Genomic DNA, 17,737 nt, shown 5'->3' with positions numbered 1-17,737 from the left:
CGGAGGAGCCGGGACCTTCGTCGCCTTCTCGCCGCGCGCCGCGGGCCGCGCCACCGGTCGATCCGTCCCGGTGCGGCACCGAGTGACCGGGGGGTGGACCCGGGTTCGCCCCGGTTCGGGACGGACGTCACGGGTCGCGCGGGGCGTCGGCCCGCCGTACGTCGTCCAGGCATGGCCGTGCGGCGCCGGGGAAACGTGACCACAGGCCCGTCGAAGACGGGTCCCGCGCGGGACCATCGGACGCTGGGACCCGCACGACGAGGCGCCAATACTTGTGTGACGACAGCGTTCCGGAAGGGAGTCGGTGCACGATGAGCGAGTCCCGCGACCTGACCCCGTCCGACTGCCTGGCCCTCCTCCGAGCCGGCTCCCTCGGACGCGTGGCGGTCAGCACCCCGGACGGCCCCCACATCGTCCCGGTCAACTACAGCGTCTTCGACGACACCGTCGTGGTCCGGACCTCCTCCTACAGCGTGCTCGGCACCCACGCCCGCGACGCCGTCGTGGCGCTGGAGATCGACGGCTGGGACCCGGCCACGCGCCACGGCTGGAGCGTCGTGGCGAGGGGTCGGGCCACCATCGAGAGCGACCCGCGCACGATCCGCGCCATCCGCGACGCCGCCCCGGACGCGCCGTGGGCCGGCGGCACGCGCAACCTCTACCTCCGCCTGCGCACCGACCGCCTCAGCGGGCGGGCGATCGGCGACCTCGCTCCCGCAGCGACCCGTGCGGCGCTGGAGTCACTGGGAACCGACGTCGATGCGCACGCCCGGACCTGAGCACCCCGAGGACCGGGCGGGGCGCTCGATGACCCTCACCGAGGCGATCGCCTCGGTGACGTCCGGCGCGACCCGGGCCCAGTGCCTGGAGCGGCTGCTGGCCGCCGCGTGCGCGCTCGGTGGGGTGCGGCACGGGGCGCTGGTCGTGCTCGACCGCTCCGGCGCCGTCGGCACGGTGCTCCACCACGGGCTCACCGACGAGCAGGCCGCCGGCCTGGGCCGCCTCCCCCTCGGCACCGGGGTGCTCGGCGAGGTCGCGCGCTCGACGGAGCCGCTGGTGTACGACGACGTGCACGGCTCGGCGTTCCTCGTCCCGGGCCACCCCGGGGCGGCGACGCTGATCGGCGTGCCGATCCGCTCCCACGGCCGCCCGCTGGGGATGCTCCTCCTCGGCGACGACCGTCGCCGCGACGACTTCGGCACCGAGCTCGCCGGCACCCTGGGCGCCCTGGCCGGCGTCGCGGCGTACCTCCTCGAGATCGCGCAGGCCGACGCCCTCGCCGAGCGCCGCCGGGTGTGGCTCAACCAGAGCAGCCAGCTGGCCGCCGACCTCCAGCCACCGCTGATCGTCGACGACGCGCTGACGATGATCGCCACCGGCGCGCTGCAGGCCTCGGGCACCACGAGCGCGCTGATCATCAGCGTCCCCTCGCCGGGCGCCCCCTTCCCCGCCGCGATGAGCGGCGCGACGCCGACGCTCGACCGAGGGTCGACCGAGCTGCTCGACGCGGCCGTGCGCGCGGTGGCCGAGACCCAGGAGCCCGGCGAGGTGGAGCTCGACCACGACCAGCACGCGCTGCTGGCGCCGCTCGGCGAGCACCTCTCGGCGCCGAGCATCCTGGTGCTGGTCTACCCGGCCTCCGCCGTGCCGGACTCCCACGAGGCCGACCTGCTGGGCGCCTACGCCGAGCAGGCCGGGCTCGCCATGGACCGCGTGCAGGCGCTGCAGGACCGCGCCGCCATGGCGGTGGTCTCCGACCGCGACCGCATCGCCCGCGAGCTGCACGACGTGGTCATCCAGCGGATCTTCGCCACCGGCCTGCACCTGCAGAAGAGCCGGGCGCTGGCCTCGGACCCCGAGCTGAGGGAGCGCCTGGACCTGACCGCCCACGACCTCGACCAGACGATCCGGGCCATCCGGAGCACGATCTTCGACCTCCGCGAGCAGCCGCGGCAGTCGCTGCGGGTGACGCTGCGCGACCTGGTGGCCCGGCACGCGCCGAGCCTGGGCTTCACCCCGACGGTCCACACCTCCGGGCCCGTGGACCACCCGCTGGCCGCCGACGCCCAGGACCGCCTCTGCGAGGTGCTCGACCAGGCGCTGTCCAACATCGCCCGGCACGCCCGGGCGACCTCGGCCCGGGTCGACCTGCAGATCACCGACGACCTGGTCCGGGTGCGCGTCTCCGACGACGGCCGCGGGCTGTCCCAGGGGGTCGTCGAGACCGGCCTGGCCTCGCTGCGGCGCCGCATCGCGGTCAGCGGCGGCACGCTCGACCTGTGGGACGGCGACCCGTGCGGCGCCACGCTCGTCGCCCAGCTGCCGCGGACCTGACCTGTCTCGCCCGATCCCGCCGGGGCGGGTATCCTGCGAGATAGTAGGATGTCCAACTATTTCTTCGTGATGACCCGAGGTGCCTCCGTGGCCGACTCCCCCACCCCTCCCCAGCTGCACGTCCCGACCCACCCCGTGCGGGTGGTGACGGCCTCGAGCCTGTTCGACGGGCACGACGCCTCGATCAACATCATGCGGCGGATCCTGCAGAGCCAGGGCGCCGAGGTGATCCACCTCGGCCACAACCGCGCGGTGAGCGAGGTCGTCGACGCGGTGGTCGAGGAGGACGCCCAGGCGGTGGCGGTCTCGTCCTACCAGGGCGGTCACGTGGAGTACTTCGAGTACCTCGTCGACTCCCTGCGCGAGCGCGGCCTCGGCCACGTCCGGGTGTACGGCGGCGGGGGCGGCGTCATCGTGCCGGCCGAGATCGCGCGGCTGGCCGAGCACGGGGTGAAGATCTTCTCCCCCGAGGACGGCCAGCGTCTCGGGCTGGTGCGGATGGTCAACACGATCGTCGAGGAGTGCGACACCGACGTCTGGCAGGTCGGCACCGCCGACGTCGAGGCGGTCCTGGCCGGCGACCGGGTCGCGACGGCCCGCGCGCTGAGCGGCGCCCAGAGCGGGTCGCTCGACGAGGCGTTCCTGACCCGGGTGCGCGAGGCGTCCGGGGGTCGCGAGGCCCCCGTGCTCGGCATCACCGGCACCGGCGGGTCCGGCAAGTCCTCGCTGACCGACGAGCTGGTCCGCCGGCTGCGGGTGGACCAGCAGGACAAGCTGCGGGTCGCCGTCGTCGCGATCGACCCGACCCGGCGCAAGGGCGGCGGCGCCCTGCTGGGCGACCGCATCCGGATGAACTCGCTGGACGGCGACCGCGTCTTCTTCCGCTCCCTGGCCACCCGCGGCGCCCACGAGGTGCCGGAGTGCCTCGACGACGTCATCGCGATCCTCAAGGCCGGCCACGACCTGGTCGTGGTCGAGACCCCCGGCATCGGCCAGGGCGACGCCGCGATCGTGCCGCACGTCGACGTCTCGCTCTACGTCATGACGCCGGAGTTCGGCGCGGCCTCCCAGCTGGAGAAGATCGACATGCTCGACTTCGCCGACGCGGTGGCGATCAACAAGTTCGAGCGTCGCGGGGCCAAGGACGCGCTGCGCGACGTCGGCCGCCAGCTGGTCCGCAACCAGGGGGCCTTCGGCAAGCAGCCGGCCGACATGCCGGTCTTCGGCACGTCCGCGGCGACGTTCAACGACGACGGCGTCACCGCGCTCTACCAGCACCTGCGCGACCTCCTCGCCACCAAGGGGCTCGGCGTCGCGGAGGGCACGCTGCCGGTCGTGGAGACGCGGTTCTCCACGCGCATCCAGCAGGTCGTGCCGCCGGAGCGGGTGCGCTACCTCTCCGAGATCACCGACACCGTGCGCGCCTACCACGCCGAGACCGAGCGGCTGGCGCAGGCGGCTGCCCGCGCGCAGCGGCTGGCGCTGGTGGCCGAGGAGGTGTCCGAGGCACGTCCCCTGGCGGAGGAGGCGCGCGAGGCGCTCCCGTCCGCCGTACGCCGCCAGCTGGACGGGTGGGCCGAGGTCGTGGAGTCCTACTCCGGCGACGAGCAGGTCGTCGTCGTGCGGGACCGCGAGATCCACACCCGGCTGACCCGCGAGTCCCTGTCGGGCAACAAGATCCCGCGGGTCTCACTGCCGCGCTACCGCGACCACGGCGAGCTGGTGTCGTTCCTGCGCCGCGAGAACCTCCCGGGCTACTTCCCCTTCACCGCCGGGGTGTTCCCCTTCAAGCGCGACAACGAGGACCCCGCGCGCATGTTCGCCGGCGAGGGCGACGCGTTCCGCACCAACCGCCGGTTCAAGCTGCTCTCCGAGGGCCAGCCCGCCACCCGGCTCTCGACCGCGTTCGACTCCGTGACGCTCTACGGTCGCGACCCCGACCTGCGCCCCGACATCTACGGCAAGGTCGGCACCTCGGGCGTCTCGATCGCCACGCTCGACGACATGCGCGAGCTCTACGACGGCTTCGACCTGGTCGCGCCGACGACGAGCGTCTCGATGACGATCAACGGCCCGGCGCCGACGATCCTGGCCTTCTTCCTCAACACCGTCGCCGACCAGCAGGTCGAGAAGTTCCGCGAGCTCGAGGGCCGCGAGCCCACCGCCGACGAGCGCGCCGCGCTCGCCGCCGAGGGCCTGGCCACCGTCCGCGGCACCGTGCAGGCCGACATCCTCAAGGAGGACCAGGGGCAGAACACCTGCCTGTTCTCCACGGAGTTCTCGCTGCGGATGATGGCCGACATCCAGGAGTGGTTCATCCAGCACGGGGTGCGCAACTTCTACTCCGTGTCGATCTCCGGCTACCACATCGCCGAGGCCGGGGCCAACCCGATCAGCCAGCTCGCGTTCACCCTCGCCAACGGCTTCACCTACGTCGAGGCCTACCTCGCGCGCGGCATGCACATCGACGACTTCGCGCCCAACCTGTCGTTCTTCTTCTCCAACGGCATGGACCCGGAGTACTCCGTCCTGGGCCGCGTCGCCCGCCGGATCTGGGCGATCACGATGCGCGACAAGTACGGCGCCAACGAGCGCTCGCAGAAGCTGAAGTACCACGTCCAGACCTCGGGCCGCTCGCTGCACGCGCAGGAGATGGACTTCAACGACATCCGCACGACCTTGCAGGCGCTGATCGCGATCTACGACAACGCCAACTCGCTGCACACCAACGCCTACGACGAGGCGGTCACCACCCCGACCACCGAGTCCGTGCGGCGCGCGCTGGCGATCCAGCTGATCATCAACCGCGAGTGGGGCCTGGCGATGAACGAGAACCCGCTCCAGGGGTCGTTCGTGATCGACGAGCTCACCGACCTCGTCGAGGCGGCCGTGCTGCGCGAGTTCGACGCGATCAACGAGCGCGGCGGCGTGCTCGGCGCGATGGAGACCGGCTACCAGCGCGGCCGCATCCAGGACGAGTCCATGCTCTACGAGCACCGCAAGCACGACGGCTCGCTGCCGATCGTCGGGGTCAACACCTTCGTCAAGGAGTCCGCGGCCGACGCCCAGCCCCAGGAGCTCGAGCTCGCCCGCGCCACCGAGGACGAGAAGGAGTCCCAGCTGCGCCGCGTGCAGGGCTTCCAGGAGGCGCACCGCCCCGAGGCCGAGGCGGCGCTCGCGCGCCTCAAGGACGCCGCGACCTCGGGCGACAACGTCTTCGCCGCCCTCATGGACGCTGCGAGGGTGTGCTCGCTGGGCCAGGTGACCGAGGCGTTCTTCGAGGTCGGCGGGCAGTACCGCCGCAACGTCTAGGTGGGGTGACGGGGCCGCCGCTCAGCCGGCCGCGTCCCACCCGACCAGGGCCGAGACCTCGTGGGCCAGCGACATCGGGTCGAACGGCTTGGCGATGACCCCGGCGACGCCGAGGTCGTCCCAGGGCTGGACGCTCCCCATCCGCACCTTGGCGGTGAGCAGGACGACCGGCACGTCGCGGAGCTCGGGGTCGGCCTGCATGGCTCGGAACGTCGTGGGCCCGTCCATGCCGGGCATCATCACGTCGAGCAGGACCACCTCGGGCCGCCGCTCGCGCAGCATCTCGAGCGCGCGCGAGCCGCTGCCCGCGGCGCGGACCTGCCAGCCGGCGACCGCCTCCAGGCTGAGCTGGGTGATCTCGCGCACGGAGTCGTCGTCGTCGACGACGAGCACCATGCGACTGGTCATCTGAGGCTCCCCACTGGACACGTGACGCCCCCAGGCTAGGCCTCGTCCTGTCGCATTCGTGGCAGTTTGGTCAGATTGCGGCTGGCCTCGGGGACGCCGCAGTAGTAGGTCTGGGTGTCGAGCACCTCGACCTGCACCGGGGAGATGTCCTGCGACACCGCCTCGACCACGCGGCTCAGCCCCACCACCTGGTCGTTGAAGCCGCAGACGTCCCAGCCGCAGACCCCGCGCGCTGCCGCCACGCGGGAGATGACGGCGCGGGAGATCTCGCTGAACATCCGCTGCCGCTGCCGGCCCGGCGCGGCGAGGATGAAGCCGAGGTAGAACACCGCACCGCGCTCGGTCTGCTCGGGGTAGTGGTGGGCGAAGTACTCCGGGCTGATCCACGGCACCGTGCTGAGGTGCCGGGTCACCGTGGCCAGGGCGATGGCCTGCCCGTCCGCCCCCCACGCGACGTACTTGTCGATCAGGGGGTTGACCATCTCGTCGAGGAACTCCTCCTCGTGCAGGACGTGGCGGGCGACCGCCATCGTGCGCAGCGGGCCGAACGCGTCGAGGTAGAGCCCGTAGAAGCGCTCGATGTCCTCGGCCTCGATGACGGGCTCGACGGTGATGCGCGTGCTCCCCTGGCGCTGGGCCGGGGTCGTCGGCGGGACGGTGGTCCTGGGGTCGGTCATGAGGCGCTCCTCGTCGAGGCGCCGGGCTCGTCCCACGACGCGACGGCATAGCTGGCGAGGACGAGGGCGCACGCGGGCCGGTCCTCGTAGTGGGCGGAGGTCACCAGCGTCTCCACCGGACCGTAGTGGCCGCCACGGCTGCGGTTCATGTCCTCGAGGCTGAGGTGGAGCTGCTCGAGCAGCGACTCCTCGCTGGCGGTCTCGTGCTCGACGAACAGGCCGCGGCCGGTCTCGTCGCGCACCCAGCCGATGCCTGCCCAGGCGGACTCGCCGGGGTGCTCGGCGTACGCCGCGGCGTAGACGCAGTAGAGCCGGTCGCCGTGCTCACCTGGCACCGGGCCGGGCTCGTGCCGGATCACGGCCTGCTGCGGGATCACCGACGACAGGCGGACCAGGTTGTAGTTGGCGACCCCGGCGCCCAGCAGGGCCGCGTCGAAGGCCGAGAGCAGCGTGCGACCGTGCCCCGCCGCGGACCGGAGGCCGATCGGCAGCGGGCTGGACGCGCGTCGCAGCAGGGGGTCACGCTCGGGAGCGAGGGCTTGTCGTCCGATCATGCGGTTCTCCAGTGGGGGTGGGGGGGTGGGGGCGAGGTGTGGTCCGGGTGAGGGTGAAGCGCATCGTGGTGCCGACGCCGAGCACGCTGGTGGCCCAGACGCGCCCGCCGTGGGCCTCCACGATCTGGCGGGTGATCGCCAGGCCGAGGCCGGTGCCGCCGTGGTCCCGGGAGTCGGAGCTGTCCACCTGCTCGAAGGGCTGGAAGACGGTCTCGAGCTTGTCCTCGGGGATCCCGCGGCCGTGGTCGGCCACCGCGAACAGGACCCGCGACGGGTCCGCCGGGTCGGGGCCCGCGGAGACCTCCACCTCGGCGCCGGCAGGGGAGAACTTCACCGCGTTGCCCACCAGGTTGGCCAGGCACTGCACGACCCGGTCGGCGTCGGCGAGGACCCAGCCGCCGACCTGCGCGGCTCGCACCACGACGCCGCTCGAGGCGGTCAGCCCGGCCAGCTCGTCCAGGCAGCGCTGCACCAGCTCGGCCGCGGCGTACGACGAGAGCTCCATCGACAGCCGTCCGGACTCGATCCGCTCGATGTCGAGGATGTCGTTGATCAGGCGCCCCAGCCGCTCGGTGCCGTCGACCGCGATGGTGAGCATGCGCTCGGCCGCCGGGTTGAGCTCGAGGATGCCGCCGCCGCTGAGCAGCCCCAGGGACCCCCTGATCGAGGTGAGCGGGGTCCTCAGCTCGTGGCTGACCACCGAGAGGAACTCGTGCTTCATGCGCTCGACCTCGTGCCGCTCGGTCGTGTCGCGGAAGGCCACCACCGCGCCGCGCACCCCGGCCTCGTCGCGCAGCGGACTCGCGGTCACCTCGACCGGGATCACCGTGCCGTCGGCGCGGAGGTAGCGGTCGGCCTCCGCCGAGACCGTCGCGTTGTCCTGCATCGCCTGGGCGACGTAGCACGTCTCCTTGGGGTAGGGCGTGCCGTCCGCCTGCGGGGCGTGGAAGGTGTCGTGCGGGTCCCTGCCCAACAGGTCCTCCACGGAGTAGCCCAGCGTCGCGGCGGCGGCCGGGTTGACGAAGGAGACCAGCCCGTCGTGGCCCACGCCGTAGATGCCGTCGGCGACGGAGGTGACCAGGGCCTCGGTCTGGCGGGCCATGCGGCGCAGGTCGGCGGTCTGCTCCTGCACCCGTCGCTCGAGCCCCGCGCGGAGGCCGGCGTTGTCGGCGGTGAGCAGCGTCTGCCTCGCCCCGACGGCCGCGGCGAGGAGGACCCACAGCGGCTGGCGCACCACGTCCAGCCCGGGGCCGGACGTCGTCACCTCCACGGCGAGGGCCCCGGCGAGCAGGCCGAAGACCAGCACGGTCCGGCGTACGGGGGTGCGCACCGTCTGCGTGACCGGCGGGGTCACCGTGGCGTCGGGACGCCAGACCGCGACCAGGAACATCCCGTAGCCCGCGATCCAGGCCAGGTCCCAGGGGGTGCCGAACGAGGAGGAGCCGGCTGCGGTGCGGGCGGCGAACGCCAGGTCGCCGATGGCGTAGAGCGCGAACCCGCCGCCGATGAGGCCCAGCAGGACCGGCTGGGTGCGATTCTCGGTGAGCAGCAGCGCAGCGACGGTCACCATCACGACGTCGAGGAACGGGAAGGTCAGCGTCATCACCTGGTGCAGCCACGGCCCGCTGAGCGAGTCCAGCACCTGCGAGTAGACCGCGATGGTCGTGATGAGCAGGACCGCGCTGCCCGCGACCAGGCCGTCGAGCACCAGCAGCGCCTTCTCCGCGCTGCGGACGCCGGACGCGCGCAGCGCAAGGAGGCCGCCCACCGAGAGCGCGAGCCCCAGCGCGATCCAGCAGTCCGAGACGACGCTGGGCGAGGACACCGGGTCGGCCCCCACCGCGGCGGCCCAGCCGTTGCCGATGATCGCCGAGGCGGCGGCCGCGGTGAACAGCCGCCAGGCCAGCCGGCGGGTGCCCGTGCAGGCCCGGGCGTTGCGCCACGTGCCGTGGGCCAGGGCGACCGCGAGCACCACCAGTGCGATGCCGGTGGTCGCGGACCGGACCGACAGGGACAGGGGGCTGAGCAGCACCAGTGCGACGACCGTCACCGCCCCTGCGACCAGGAGGTGAGCCGTTGTGTGGGGCGTCCGGCGCCCGGCGGCGGGGATCACGGCCATGACCTCGGCAACGTAGCAGTGGGACTTGGTGCCTGGCACCTGGACGACCAAAGACCCGCCGTCACACCAGCGGCACGAACCGGTAGTGCCCGTGGGCCTGGGTGACCAGGTCCTCCTCGGTGCGGTCGACCACGAGCATCCGGCCGGCGACGGGCGCCACCAGCCGACCCGGCACGGCGAGCTGGTCGACCAGGTCCGCCGGCATCCGGCCTCCATCGGCCGAGACCAGCACCCGGTCGTACGGCGCGAGGTCGGGCAGACCGAGCACGTGCGGGACGGCGCCGTGCACGGTTGCCCACGTCATCCCCGTGCGCGCGAGGCGGACCGCCGCGGTGTGGGCCAGCTCGGGCACGACCTCGACGCCCTCGACCCGTCCGGTCGGTCCGACGAGGTGGGCGAGCAGGGCCGTCGTCCAGCCCGAGCCGCTGCCCACGTCGAGGACGCGGTGACCCGCGTGGACGTCGAGCAGCCGCAGCATCGCCTCCACCGTGCTCGGCTGGGAGCAGGTCTGCCCGTGGCCGATCGCCAGCGGGCCGTCGTACGACGCGTGGGAGCGCTGCGCCCGCGGCAGGAAGTCCGCGCGCGGCACGGCCGCGAAGGCAGCCTCGACCGGGTCGGTCAGGCCCATGCCTCCGAGTCAAGCACGGCTGCGGACCTGCGCGAGCAGCTCGGCCATCACGGGACCGACGTGGCCGGCCAGGGACCACACGTCGGGGATCTGCTCCCGGCAGCCGTGCAGGCCGACGTGGAGCGTCCCGTCGAGCGACATCGCGGTGAGGTTGAGCCCGGCCCCGTCCATCACGGGCCCGAGCGGGTAGACGGCGTCGAGCCGGCCGCCGAGGAAGGTCAGCGGGCCAGGTGGGCCGGGGATGTTGGAGATGGTCAGGTTGTGGACCACGCGGTGCCGGTCGGCCAGCCGCAGGTTGCTGTAGGACCGCATCACCACGCCGACCAGCGGGCTGGACCCCACCTCGGCCCAGTCGTGCAGCGTGTCGGGCCCGAGCGCGGTCGAGTGCTCCTTGGCCGAGCGGGTGTCCTTGTGCACGGTCATCAGCCGCTCGAGGTGGTCCTCGACGTGGCTGCCGAGCCGCACGAACAGGATGCTCACCTTGTTGCTGCCGGTCGCGCGTTCGGAGGTCGCCCGCACCGAGACCGGGATGTTGGCGACCAGGGTCTGCTCGGGGAGCAGGTCACGCTCGGCGAGGTAGCGCCGCAGCGCGCCCCCGCACACCGTGAGCAGCACGTCGTTGACGGTCGCGCCGGTGAGCGCGCGGACCTCCTTCATCTCCTCCAGCGACAGGTCGGCCAGCGCCACCGTGCGATGGCCGGTCACCGCGCCGTTGAACGGCAGCCGCGGAGCGCGGAAGGGTGCGGCCATCGTGGTGCCCGACGCGGCGCGGCGGACCGTGCGGCTGATGCCGGTGACCGTGTGGGGCAGCAGCCGGACGATGCCGACCGGCCGGGCCAGCGACTTGAGCAGCCCCCGGCCGAGCAGCTCGGCGGCGGTCGGTTGCCGCTCGGCCCTCGCCTCGCGAGCGGCCTGCTCGTCGGTCGGCGCCAGGCCGCAGAGCTGGCCGATCACGTCGGCGCTGGCCACGCCGTCGACCATCGAGTGGTGGAGCTTGGCGAAGATCGCCACCCGCCCGTCGGCCATCCCCTCGATGAACCACATCTCCCACAGGGGACGGTCGTGGGGCATCGGGATGCCGGACATGTGGCCGACGATGTCGCTGACCTCCTCGAGCCCGGCAGGGCTCGGGACGGCCAGCCGGTGCACGTGCCGGTCGAGGTCGAAGTCCTCGTCGACCACCCACAACGGGTGGTCGAGGCCCAGCGGCACGGGCCGCGGCTTGCGGAGCAGGACCGGGATCTCCGCGACCCGCTCGGCGAGCCGGTCGCGCATCCGCTCGAAGGAGTAGCCGCCCTCGGCCCGGTCGAACGACCCCGGGTCGACCAGGGCGACGACCCCGATCGTCATCAGCTGGGTCGGCGACTCGACGTAGAGGAAGCTCGCGTCGAGCCCGCTCATCCGCTCCATGGGTCCTCCTCAACCCGCCCGCTCGGGGCGGGCGTCGGTGTCCTCGCGCGTGCCTCCACGACGGAGGATCTCGGCCTGGGCGCGCTCGATGCCACCGTGCTCGAGCGCGGCGACGCGGGACTCCCCCGACCAGACCCGGCGACCGGAGCGGCGTACGTCGACCCGCAAGGTCGCGCCGAGGTGCTCGATCGCGCCGGCGATGTTGCGCCGCTCGGCCGGCAGCGGGACGGGCAGCACGTGGGCCGCGCCGAGGTCGCCGACGCCCTCCACCTCGACCCGCCAGCCGAACCCGCGGCCGCTGAGCAGCCAGCGGTCGTCGGAGACCTCGGCGCGGACCGGTGAGACCACGGGGTCGCCGAGCCGGAGCAGGCGGCCGTCGGGCAGGCGCACGACCAGGGCGGTCACGGTGGTGCGCAGCGGGCCGGCCGTGACCTCGCCGCCGGCGAAGGCGACGCACGCGCCCTCCTCGGCGAACCCTTGCGCCTGGCCCCACCACCACGAGTCGGGGAAGCCGCCCTTGCCCCAGTTCTTCTCGCCGTAGACCTGCCAGCCGTCGAGGACCCAGGTCTCGTCACCCAGCGTGGCCTCGCCGTGCGCGCGGCCGCCGAGCAGCCACGGGTGCCAGTACTGGTTGAGCGCCGGCACCGACTGGAAGACGCTCGACCCCCCCAGGGACGACCGCGGCCACTCGACGCGGTCACGGACCTCCACGTCGATGCTCGTGCCGGGCAGCTCGACCCGGAGCCGGTCACGCGTGCCGACGAAGGCCGAGCCCGCCGAGGCGCCGAGATCGTGCGGGTCGGCCGCGGCCTCGGGGTGCTCGACGGTGACCAGGTGACCGGTGGGGTGCGCCGCCACCCCGAGGGTCGCCCACAGCCCGTCGTCGGCCCGGTTGACGCCGTCGAGGGCGATCAGCACGCGGCCCGAGGCGGCGTCGCTGAAGCGCCAGAAGTAGCCCTCCATCGTCACCCCGTGGGCCCGGCAGGGGTCGGAGTACGGCGCGTCGGCGCCGGTGGCGCGGTAGGCCCGGGCAGCGCGCGACAGGAGGCTCACCCGTCCACCGCCTTCGCTTCGCTCGGCGGCGGAGCCACGGGTGACCTGCTGGTTCGCTCGCTGCGCTCACTCACGCAGTCAGGTTGTCAGACGGTGCGGTGCAGCACCAACGGGAGGACCACCCTCGCGCCGGCCCGGCGCAGCAGGGCCGCGGCGATCGTGACCGCCCACCCGCTGCGGGTCGCGTCGACCACCAGCAGCACCGACCGGCCCTTGACCGAGTCGGCGACCGCGTCGACCGGTCCACCGAGGGCGTCGCGCCAGTGGGCCGCCTCCTCGCCCGAGGGCGGGTCGCCCTGCAGGGGGCGCACCCCGGCGAGGTCGGCCCGCTCGAGGTGCCCCACCCCGGCCAGGTGGTCGGCGACCGAGGCGACCGCGGCGGCTCGCCCGGCGGCCGGCAGCCCCACCACGACCTCGGGACGCTCGGCCCAGGTCTGCCGCCAGCGCGACAGCAGCCCCACGCTCGCCTCGAGCACCTCCTCGCCGAGGGGGCGGTCGGGGCCACCCAGCACCGCCCGCGCCTCCGCCCACTCGGGGGCGTCGGCGTGGATGAGGACCCGGCCCTCCTCGGCCAGCTCGTCGGGGGCGATGCGGCCCCGTGCGCCGAACGCCCCGCCGGGCCACATCTTGCGCGGCTCCAGCACCGTGTTGGTCGAGCGCAGCAGGGTGGCCACCGTGCGCACGGTCGCGGGGTCGGGAGCGGCCAGGAGGCCGTCGGGCAGGCCGCCCCGGCAGACCGAGCAGCGACCGCACGGCTCGGCGTGGGGGTCGTCCAGCGCGCTCTGCAGCAGCTCCATCAGGCAGCGCTCGCCGCGGGTGTAGGCCTCCATGATGTCGGCCTCGCGGCGGCGCACGGCGAGCAGCGCCTGGACCCGCGCCTCGTCGTACACCCACTCCTTGCCGGTCGGCAGCCAGCCGCCCTCGACGCGCTCGACCACCTCGTCGACGGCCAGCTGCTTGAGCAGCAGCTCGACCCGCGCCCGGCGCAGCCCCGTCTGGGCCTCCAGCGCCGGGACGCTCACCGGGTCGCTGACGTGGCCGAGCGCGGCCAGCAGGCGCTCGACCTGCTCGGGTCGCGCGATGGTCGCCGTGGCGAAGTAGTCCCACACACCCGCGTCGGCCGACGACGGGAGCAGCACCGCGGCGGCGTGGTCGATCGCCCGGCCGGCGCGGCCGACCTGCTGGTAGTAGGACACCGGCGACGGCGGGGCGCCGACGTGCACGACGAAGCCGAGGTCGGGCTTGTCGTAGCCCATGCCGAGCGCGGAGGTGGCGACCAGCGCCTTGAGCCGGTTGTCGCGCAGTGCGTCCTCGAGGCCCTCGCGCGCCTGCGGGTCGAGCTGGCCGGTGTAGGCGGCGACGGGGACGTCGGCCCCGTGCACGGCCGCGATCGCGGAGGTCAGCCGCTCGGCGTCGGCGACGGTGAGGGCGTAGACGATGCCCGAGCCCGGCAGGGTCGGCAGCTGGTCGACCACCCACGCGTAGCGCTCGATCGGGCTGAGGTCGTCGACCACCGAGAGCTGCAGGCTGGCGCGCGCGAGCGGACCGCGCAGCACGAGGGTCGCCTCGCCCAGCTGGGCGGCGACGTCCTCGGTGACCCGCTCGTTGGCCGTCGCCGTCGTGGCGAGCACCGGGGTGTCGGGGTTGAGCCGCTGCAGCACGTCGCTGACCCGGCGGTAGTCGGGCCGGAAGTCGTGGCCCCAGTCGGAGACCGCGTGGGCCTCGTCGATCACCAGCAGGCCCAGCCGGCCGGCCAGCCCCTCCAGCACGCGGCGCCCGAACCCGGGGTTGGCCAGCCGCTCGGGCGAGACCAGCACGACGTCGAGGTCACCGGTGCGCAGGGCGCCCTCGATCTCGCCCCACGCCTCGACGTTGCCGGAGTTGAGCGTCGCTGCCCGCAGACCGGCCCGCGAGGCGGCCGCGACCTGGTCGCGCATCAGCGACAGCAGCGGCGAGACCACGAGGGTCGGCCCGGCGCCCTCGGAGCGACGCACCGCCGTCGCAGCCCAGTAGACCGCCGACTTGCCCCACCCGGTCGCCTGGACGACCAGCACCCGTGACCCGGCGTCGGAGAGCGCCTCCACCGCGGTGAGCTGGTCCTCGCGCAGGGTCGCCCCCTCGCCGGCCATCGCCGTGATCACCCGGGACGCGGTCGCTGCTCGTTCGTCGTTCCACACGCGAGCCACGGTAGGCGGCGGTGCCGACAGGCGGGTCCCCGCCTCCACAGGGACCTCCACGGGGACCTCCACGGGGACCTCCACGGGGACCTCCACGGGGAGTGGTGGGACAAGATGGGCCCATGCCTGCCGACCGCCTGATGCCGACCGAGGAGTCCGCGGACCTCATCCGCCTCACCCGCGACCTGATGACCAAGGAGCTGGCCCCGCAGGTGGCGGCCGCCGAGGCCACCGAGACGTTCCCGCGCGAGGCGTTCCGCACCCTCGGGCGCGCCGGGCTGCTGAGCCTGCCCTACCCCGAGGAGTACGGCGGCGGGGCGCAGCCCTACGAGGTCTACCTCCAGGTGCTGGAGGAGATCGCGGCGGTGTGGGCCTCGGTCGGGGTGGGCGTGAGCGTGCACGCGCTGTCGTGCTTCGGGCTCTTCACCCGCGGCACCGACGAGCAGAAGCAGAAGTGGCTGCCCGAGATGCTCAGCGGTGAGCTGCTCGGCGCCTACGCGCTGTCCGAGGCGCACGCCGGGTCCGACCCGGCCGCGATGAAGGCACGTGCGCGTCGCGACCCTTCGACAAGCTCAGGAGGGGCCGGCGATTATGTGCTCGACGGCGCCAAGGCGTGGATCACCCATGGCGGTCACGCCGACTTCTACAAGGTGATGGCGCGCACCTCCGAGGACCGCAACGGCATCTCCTGCTTCCTCGTGCCGGGCGACGCCGACGGCCTCGTCGCCGACCCGCCGGAGCGCAAGATGGGGCTCACCGGCTCGGCCACGACCACGATCCGCCTCGAGGGCGTCCGGGTCCCGGCCGAGCGCCGGCTCGGCGAGGAGGGTGACGGCCTGCGCATCGCCCTCGCCGGTCTCGACTCCGGCCGTCTCGGCATCGCCGCGGTCGCCACCGGCCTCGCGCAGGGGGCGCTGGACCACGCGGTCGCCTACGCCAAGGAGCGGGAGGCCTTCGGCTCGCGGATCATCGACCACCAGGGCCTGTCGTTCCTGCTGGCCGACATGGCCGCCGCGGTGCAGACCGCGCGCGCCACGATGCTGCACGCCGCCCGTCTCAAGGACCGCGGCCTGCCGTTCTCCACCGAGGCCTCGGTCGCCAAGCTCGTCGCCACCGACAACGCGATGAAGGTGACCACCGACGCGGTGCAGGTGCTCGGCGGCTACGGCTACACCAAGGACTTCCCGGTCGAGCGGTTCATGCGCGAGGCCAAGGTGATGCAGATCTTCGAGGGCACCAACCAGATCCAGCGCCTGGTCATCGGCCGTGCGCTCGACCGGGCGCCGGGCGGGCGGATCGAGGTCGACCGCGCGGGCTCCTGAGTGCGCGCCCGAGCCACCAGTCGAGCACCGGGCCGGGCGGGACGTCGTACGCCGTGCACATCAGGCGGGCGGCCTCGACCAGACCTGCTTCTTGTCCGTCTGACAACAAAGAGGCCGCCTCGTCCCACTGCTCGACGCGGACGGGCAGCGGGATCGCGGCCACCTGACGGGCGCTGAGCTTGATCGCGGTCGGGCTCATCGCGGCCCCGGCGTACGCCGTCGCCGCGTGCACGCTCACCGGGGGTGCGAGGAGGACGGCGAGCACGTGCCACAGGCGGTCCCGCTCCGGGACGACGCTGATCACCGGCACCGACGGCAGCCACCGCCCCTCGGGGTCGGCGACCGCCTCGACCACCCGCCCCTGGGTGCCGACGAGCACCTTGGGGACCAGGCGCGCGGCCGCCCAGGCGGCCAGCTCGGCGGGGAGCCGGTCGAGGACGACGGCCGGCGCCTGCCAGGCCTGCTTGAGGAAACGCGTCGGCCGCTCGCCCCAGTCGCAGCGTGCGGGCTCGACGAGGCCGGAGGTGACCAGCGGGGCGCGGCCCGGCCCGGCTCCCTCCTCGACGGCGCCGGCCAGGCCGTAGTACTGGTCGCGGAAGTCCGCGGTGCACGTGGCGAGGTCGCCCAGCGCCCCGTCGGTCCGCCAGACGAGAGCGGGCACCCCCAGCCCGGCGGCGAGCAGGTGCCCCCACGAGCCACCGAGATCCCCCGCCGGCACGGCCGGGGACGGGACGGGCGGGACGCCCCCCGACCGGTCGACGGTCCCCTGCGCCTCCGCACCCATCCGTCGCCGCAGCACGGGAGCGCACGTCTCCACCGAGGCGTCGAAGGCCCGGCCGTCGGAGGTCCACAGGCCCTCCACCACGCACGTCTCGGCCAGCCGCGCACGCACCGCCCCCGCGTCGCGGGCCGCGAGCAGCGAGACCGGCTGGACGAGGGCGACCCGACCACCGGGGCGGACCCAGGTCGCCGCGCGGGCGAGGAAGACCGCGCTCAGGTCGGTGTAGGCGCCGTAGAGGCCGGGGTCCTCGCGCCGCACCCGCTCCGCAGCCACACGCTCCTGGGCGGTCGCCCGCTCGAGCTGGTTGAGGAAGGGCGGGTTGCCCACGACGACGTCGTACGCCGCGTGGTCAGGTGCCGCGTCACCGAGCGTGTCGCCCACGCGGAGCGCGAGCCCGGGCAGCGGACCGGCCGGGTCGAGCCACGGCAGGAGCTCGAGCCACAGCACGACCCTCGCGAGCTCGACCGCGTCGGCGTCGAGGTCGACGCCGTGCACGTGGCGGACGACGAGGTCGACGACGTCGGCGGCGGGTCCGGCCCGAGCGACGAGACGCCGGGTGGCCGCGGCGAGGAACACCCCTGCCCCGCAGGCCGGGTCGAGGACGGTCGTCACGTCGTCCCCCGCGGGCATGGACAGGTCGAGCAGGTGCTCGACCAGCGGCCACGGCGTGAACCACGCCCCGGCTGACCGCCGCTCCTCGTCCGCGAGCAGCCGCTGGTGCAGGTCGCCGAGGCCGAGCAGGTCCGCCGTGGGGTCCGTCTCCCCCGGCGGGACCGACTCCGCGAGGTGGGCCAGCAGCGGCGGAAGGTCGCGGTCCGCCAGCGACGGGTGCTCGAGGGCGGCCGGGACGTCGTGCCCCTGGTGCGACGCGAGGACCGAGAACAGCAGTCGGTAGGTCCCCGCCCGGCCGACCTGCGCGACGACCGCGCGGACCGCGTCGTCGGCGGGGAGCGGCATGCCGA

At 73.9% G+C, this 17,737-nt stretch carries 13 protein-coding genes; 4 read left to right on the top strand and 9 right to left on the bottom strand.

Annotated elements, in window-relative coordinates; genetic code table 11:
- Window positions 1-311: 311 nt before the first annotated feature.
- From J2S63_RS15575 to icmF, 3 genes are all read left to right on the top strand, one after another.
- Window positions 312-779 carry a pyridoxamine 5'-phosphate oxidase family protein gene (locus tag J2S63_RS15575; RefSeq protein WP_310304053.1) on the top strand — a complete coding sequence of 156 codons (468 nt, stop codon included), beginning with the start codon at window positions 312-314 and terminating at the stop codon, window positions 777-779.
- A 28-nt stretch (window positions 780-807) separates the two neighbouring features.
- The gene (locus tag J2S63_RS15570; RefSeq protein ID WP_310304051.1) at window positions 808-2,334 is read left to right on the top strand and encodes a GAF domain-containing sensor histidine kinase; all 1,527 of its coding nucleotides are present in this window, start codon (window positions 808-810) and stop codon (window positions 2,332-2,334) included.
- Between the two features lie 69 nt (window positions 2,335-2,403).
- Window positions 2,404-5,646, top strand: coding sequence for a fused isobutyryl-CoA mutase/GTPase IcmF (gene icmF, locus J2S63_RS15565; protein WP_310306717.1), 3,243 nt, complete (start codon window positions 2,404-2,406; stop codon window positions 5,644-5,646).
- A gap of 21 nt (window positions 5,647-5,667) precedes the next feature.
- On the opposite strand, the gene J2S63_RS15560 is transcribed toward icmF, so the two are convergent.
- From J2S63_RS15560 to J2S63_RS15525, 8 genes are all read right to left on the bottom strand, one after another.
- Complete coding sequence (locus tag J2S63_RS15560) at window positions 5,668-6,054, bottom strand: response regulator (protein WP_310304049.1); 387 nt, start codon at window positions 6,052-6,054, stop codon at window positions 5,668-5,670.
- 35 nt (window positions 6,055-6,089) lie between these two features.
- Complete coding sequence (locus J2S63_RS15555) at window positions 6,090-6,731, bottom strand: hypothetical protein (protein WP_310304047.1); 642 nt, start codon at window positions 6,729-6,731, stop codon at window positions 6,090-6,092.
- Window positions 6,728-7,285 carry a pyruvoyl-dependent arginine decarboxylase gene (locus J2S63_RS15550; RefSeq protein WP_310304044.1) on the bottom strand — a complete coding sequence of 186 codons (558 nt, stop codon included), beginning with the start codon at window positions 7,283-7,285 and terminating at the stop codon, window positions 6,728-6,730. Before J2S63_RS15550 ends, J2S63_RS15555 begins: the two co-directional genes overlap by 4 nt.
- Window positions 7,251-9,443, bottom strand: coding sequence for a sensor histidine kinase (locus tag J2S63_RS15545; protein WP_310304042.1), 2,193 nt, complete (start codon window positions 9,441-9,443; stop codon window positions 7,251-7,253). Before J2S63_RS15545 ends, J2S63_RS15550 begins: the two co-directional genes overlap by 35 nt.
- A 22-nt stretch (window positions 9,444-9,465) precedes the next feature.
- The gene (locus J2S63_RS15540) at window positions 9,466-10,032 is read right to left on the bottom strand and encodes a protein-L-isoaspartate O-methyltransferase family protein (RefSeq protein ID WP_310304041.1); all 567 of its coding nucleotides are present in this window, start codon (window positions 10,030-10,032) and stop codon (window positions 9,466-9,468) included.
- Between the two features lie 9 nt (window positions 10,033-10,041).
- Entirely contained in the window at window positions 10,042-11,442 is a 1,401-nt protein-coding gene (locus tag J2S63_RS15535; RefSeq protein ID WP_310304039.1) for a WS/DGAT/MGAT family O-acyltransferase, read from the bottom strand.
- Window positions 11,443-11,451: 9 nt separating this feature from the next.
- Window positions 11,452-12,495 carry a tocopherol cyclase family protein gene (locus J2S63_RS15530; RefSeq protein WP_310304037.1) on the bottom strand — a complete coding sequence of 348 codons (1,044 nt, stop codon included), beginning with the start codon at window positions 12,493-12,495 and terminating at the stop codon, window positions 11,452-11,454.
- Window positions 12,496-12,581: 86 nt separating this feature from the next.
- Complete coding sequence (locus J2S63_RS15525; RefSeq protein ID WP_310304035.1) at window positions 12,582-14,672, bottom strand: RecQ family ATP-dependent DNA helicase; 2,091 nt, start codon at window positions 14,670-14,672, stop codon at window positions 12,582-12,584.
- A 122-nt stretch (window positions 14,673-14,794) separates the two neighbouring features.
- Here J2S63_RS15525 and J2S63_RS15520 point away from each other — a divergent pair, with 122 nt between their 5' ends.
- Window positions 14,795-15,994: an acyl-CoA dehydrogenase family protein gene (locus J2S63_RS15520; RefSeq protein ID WP_310304033.1), complete on the top strand. Its 1,200-nt coding sequence runs from the start codon at window positions 14,795-14,797 to the stop codon at window positions 15,992-15,994.
- Here the strand turns inward: J2S63_RS15520 and J2S63_RS15515 are convergent.
- The gene (locus J2S63_RS15515; protein ID WP_310304031.1) at window positions 15,930-17,732 is read right to left on the bottom strand and encodes an N-6 DNA methylase; all 1,803 of its coding nucleotides are present in this window, start codon (window positions 17,730-17,732) and stop codon (window positions 15,930-15,932) included. The genes J2S63_RS15520 and J2S63_RS15515 overlap by 65 nt on opposite strands.
- Window positions 17,733-17,737 lie beyond the last annotated feature (5 nt).

The organism is Nocardioides marmoribigeumensis (assembly GCF_031458325.1).
Classification (GTDB): domain Bacteria; phylum Actinomycetota; class Actinomycetes; order Propionibacteriales; family Nocardioidaceae; genus Marmoricola_A; species Marmoricola_A marmoribigeumensis.
The sequence above is the reverse complement of the archived record's forward strand: the minus strand, read 5'-3'. Positions and strand labels throughout refer to the sequence as shown.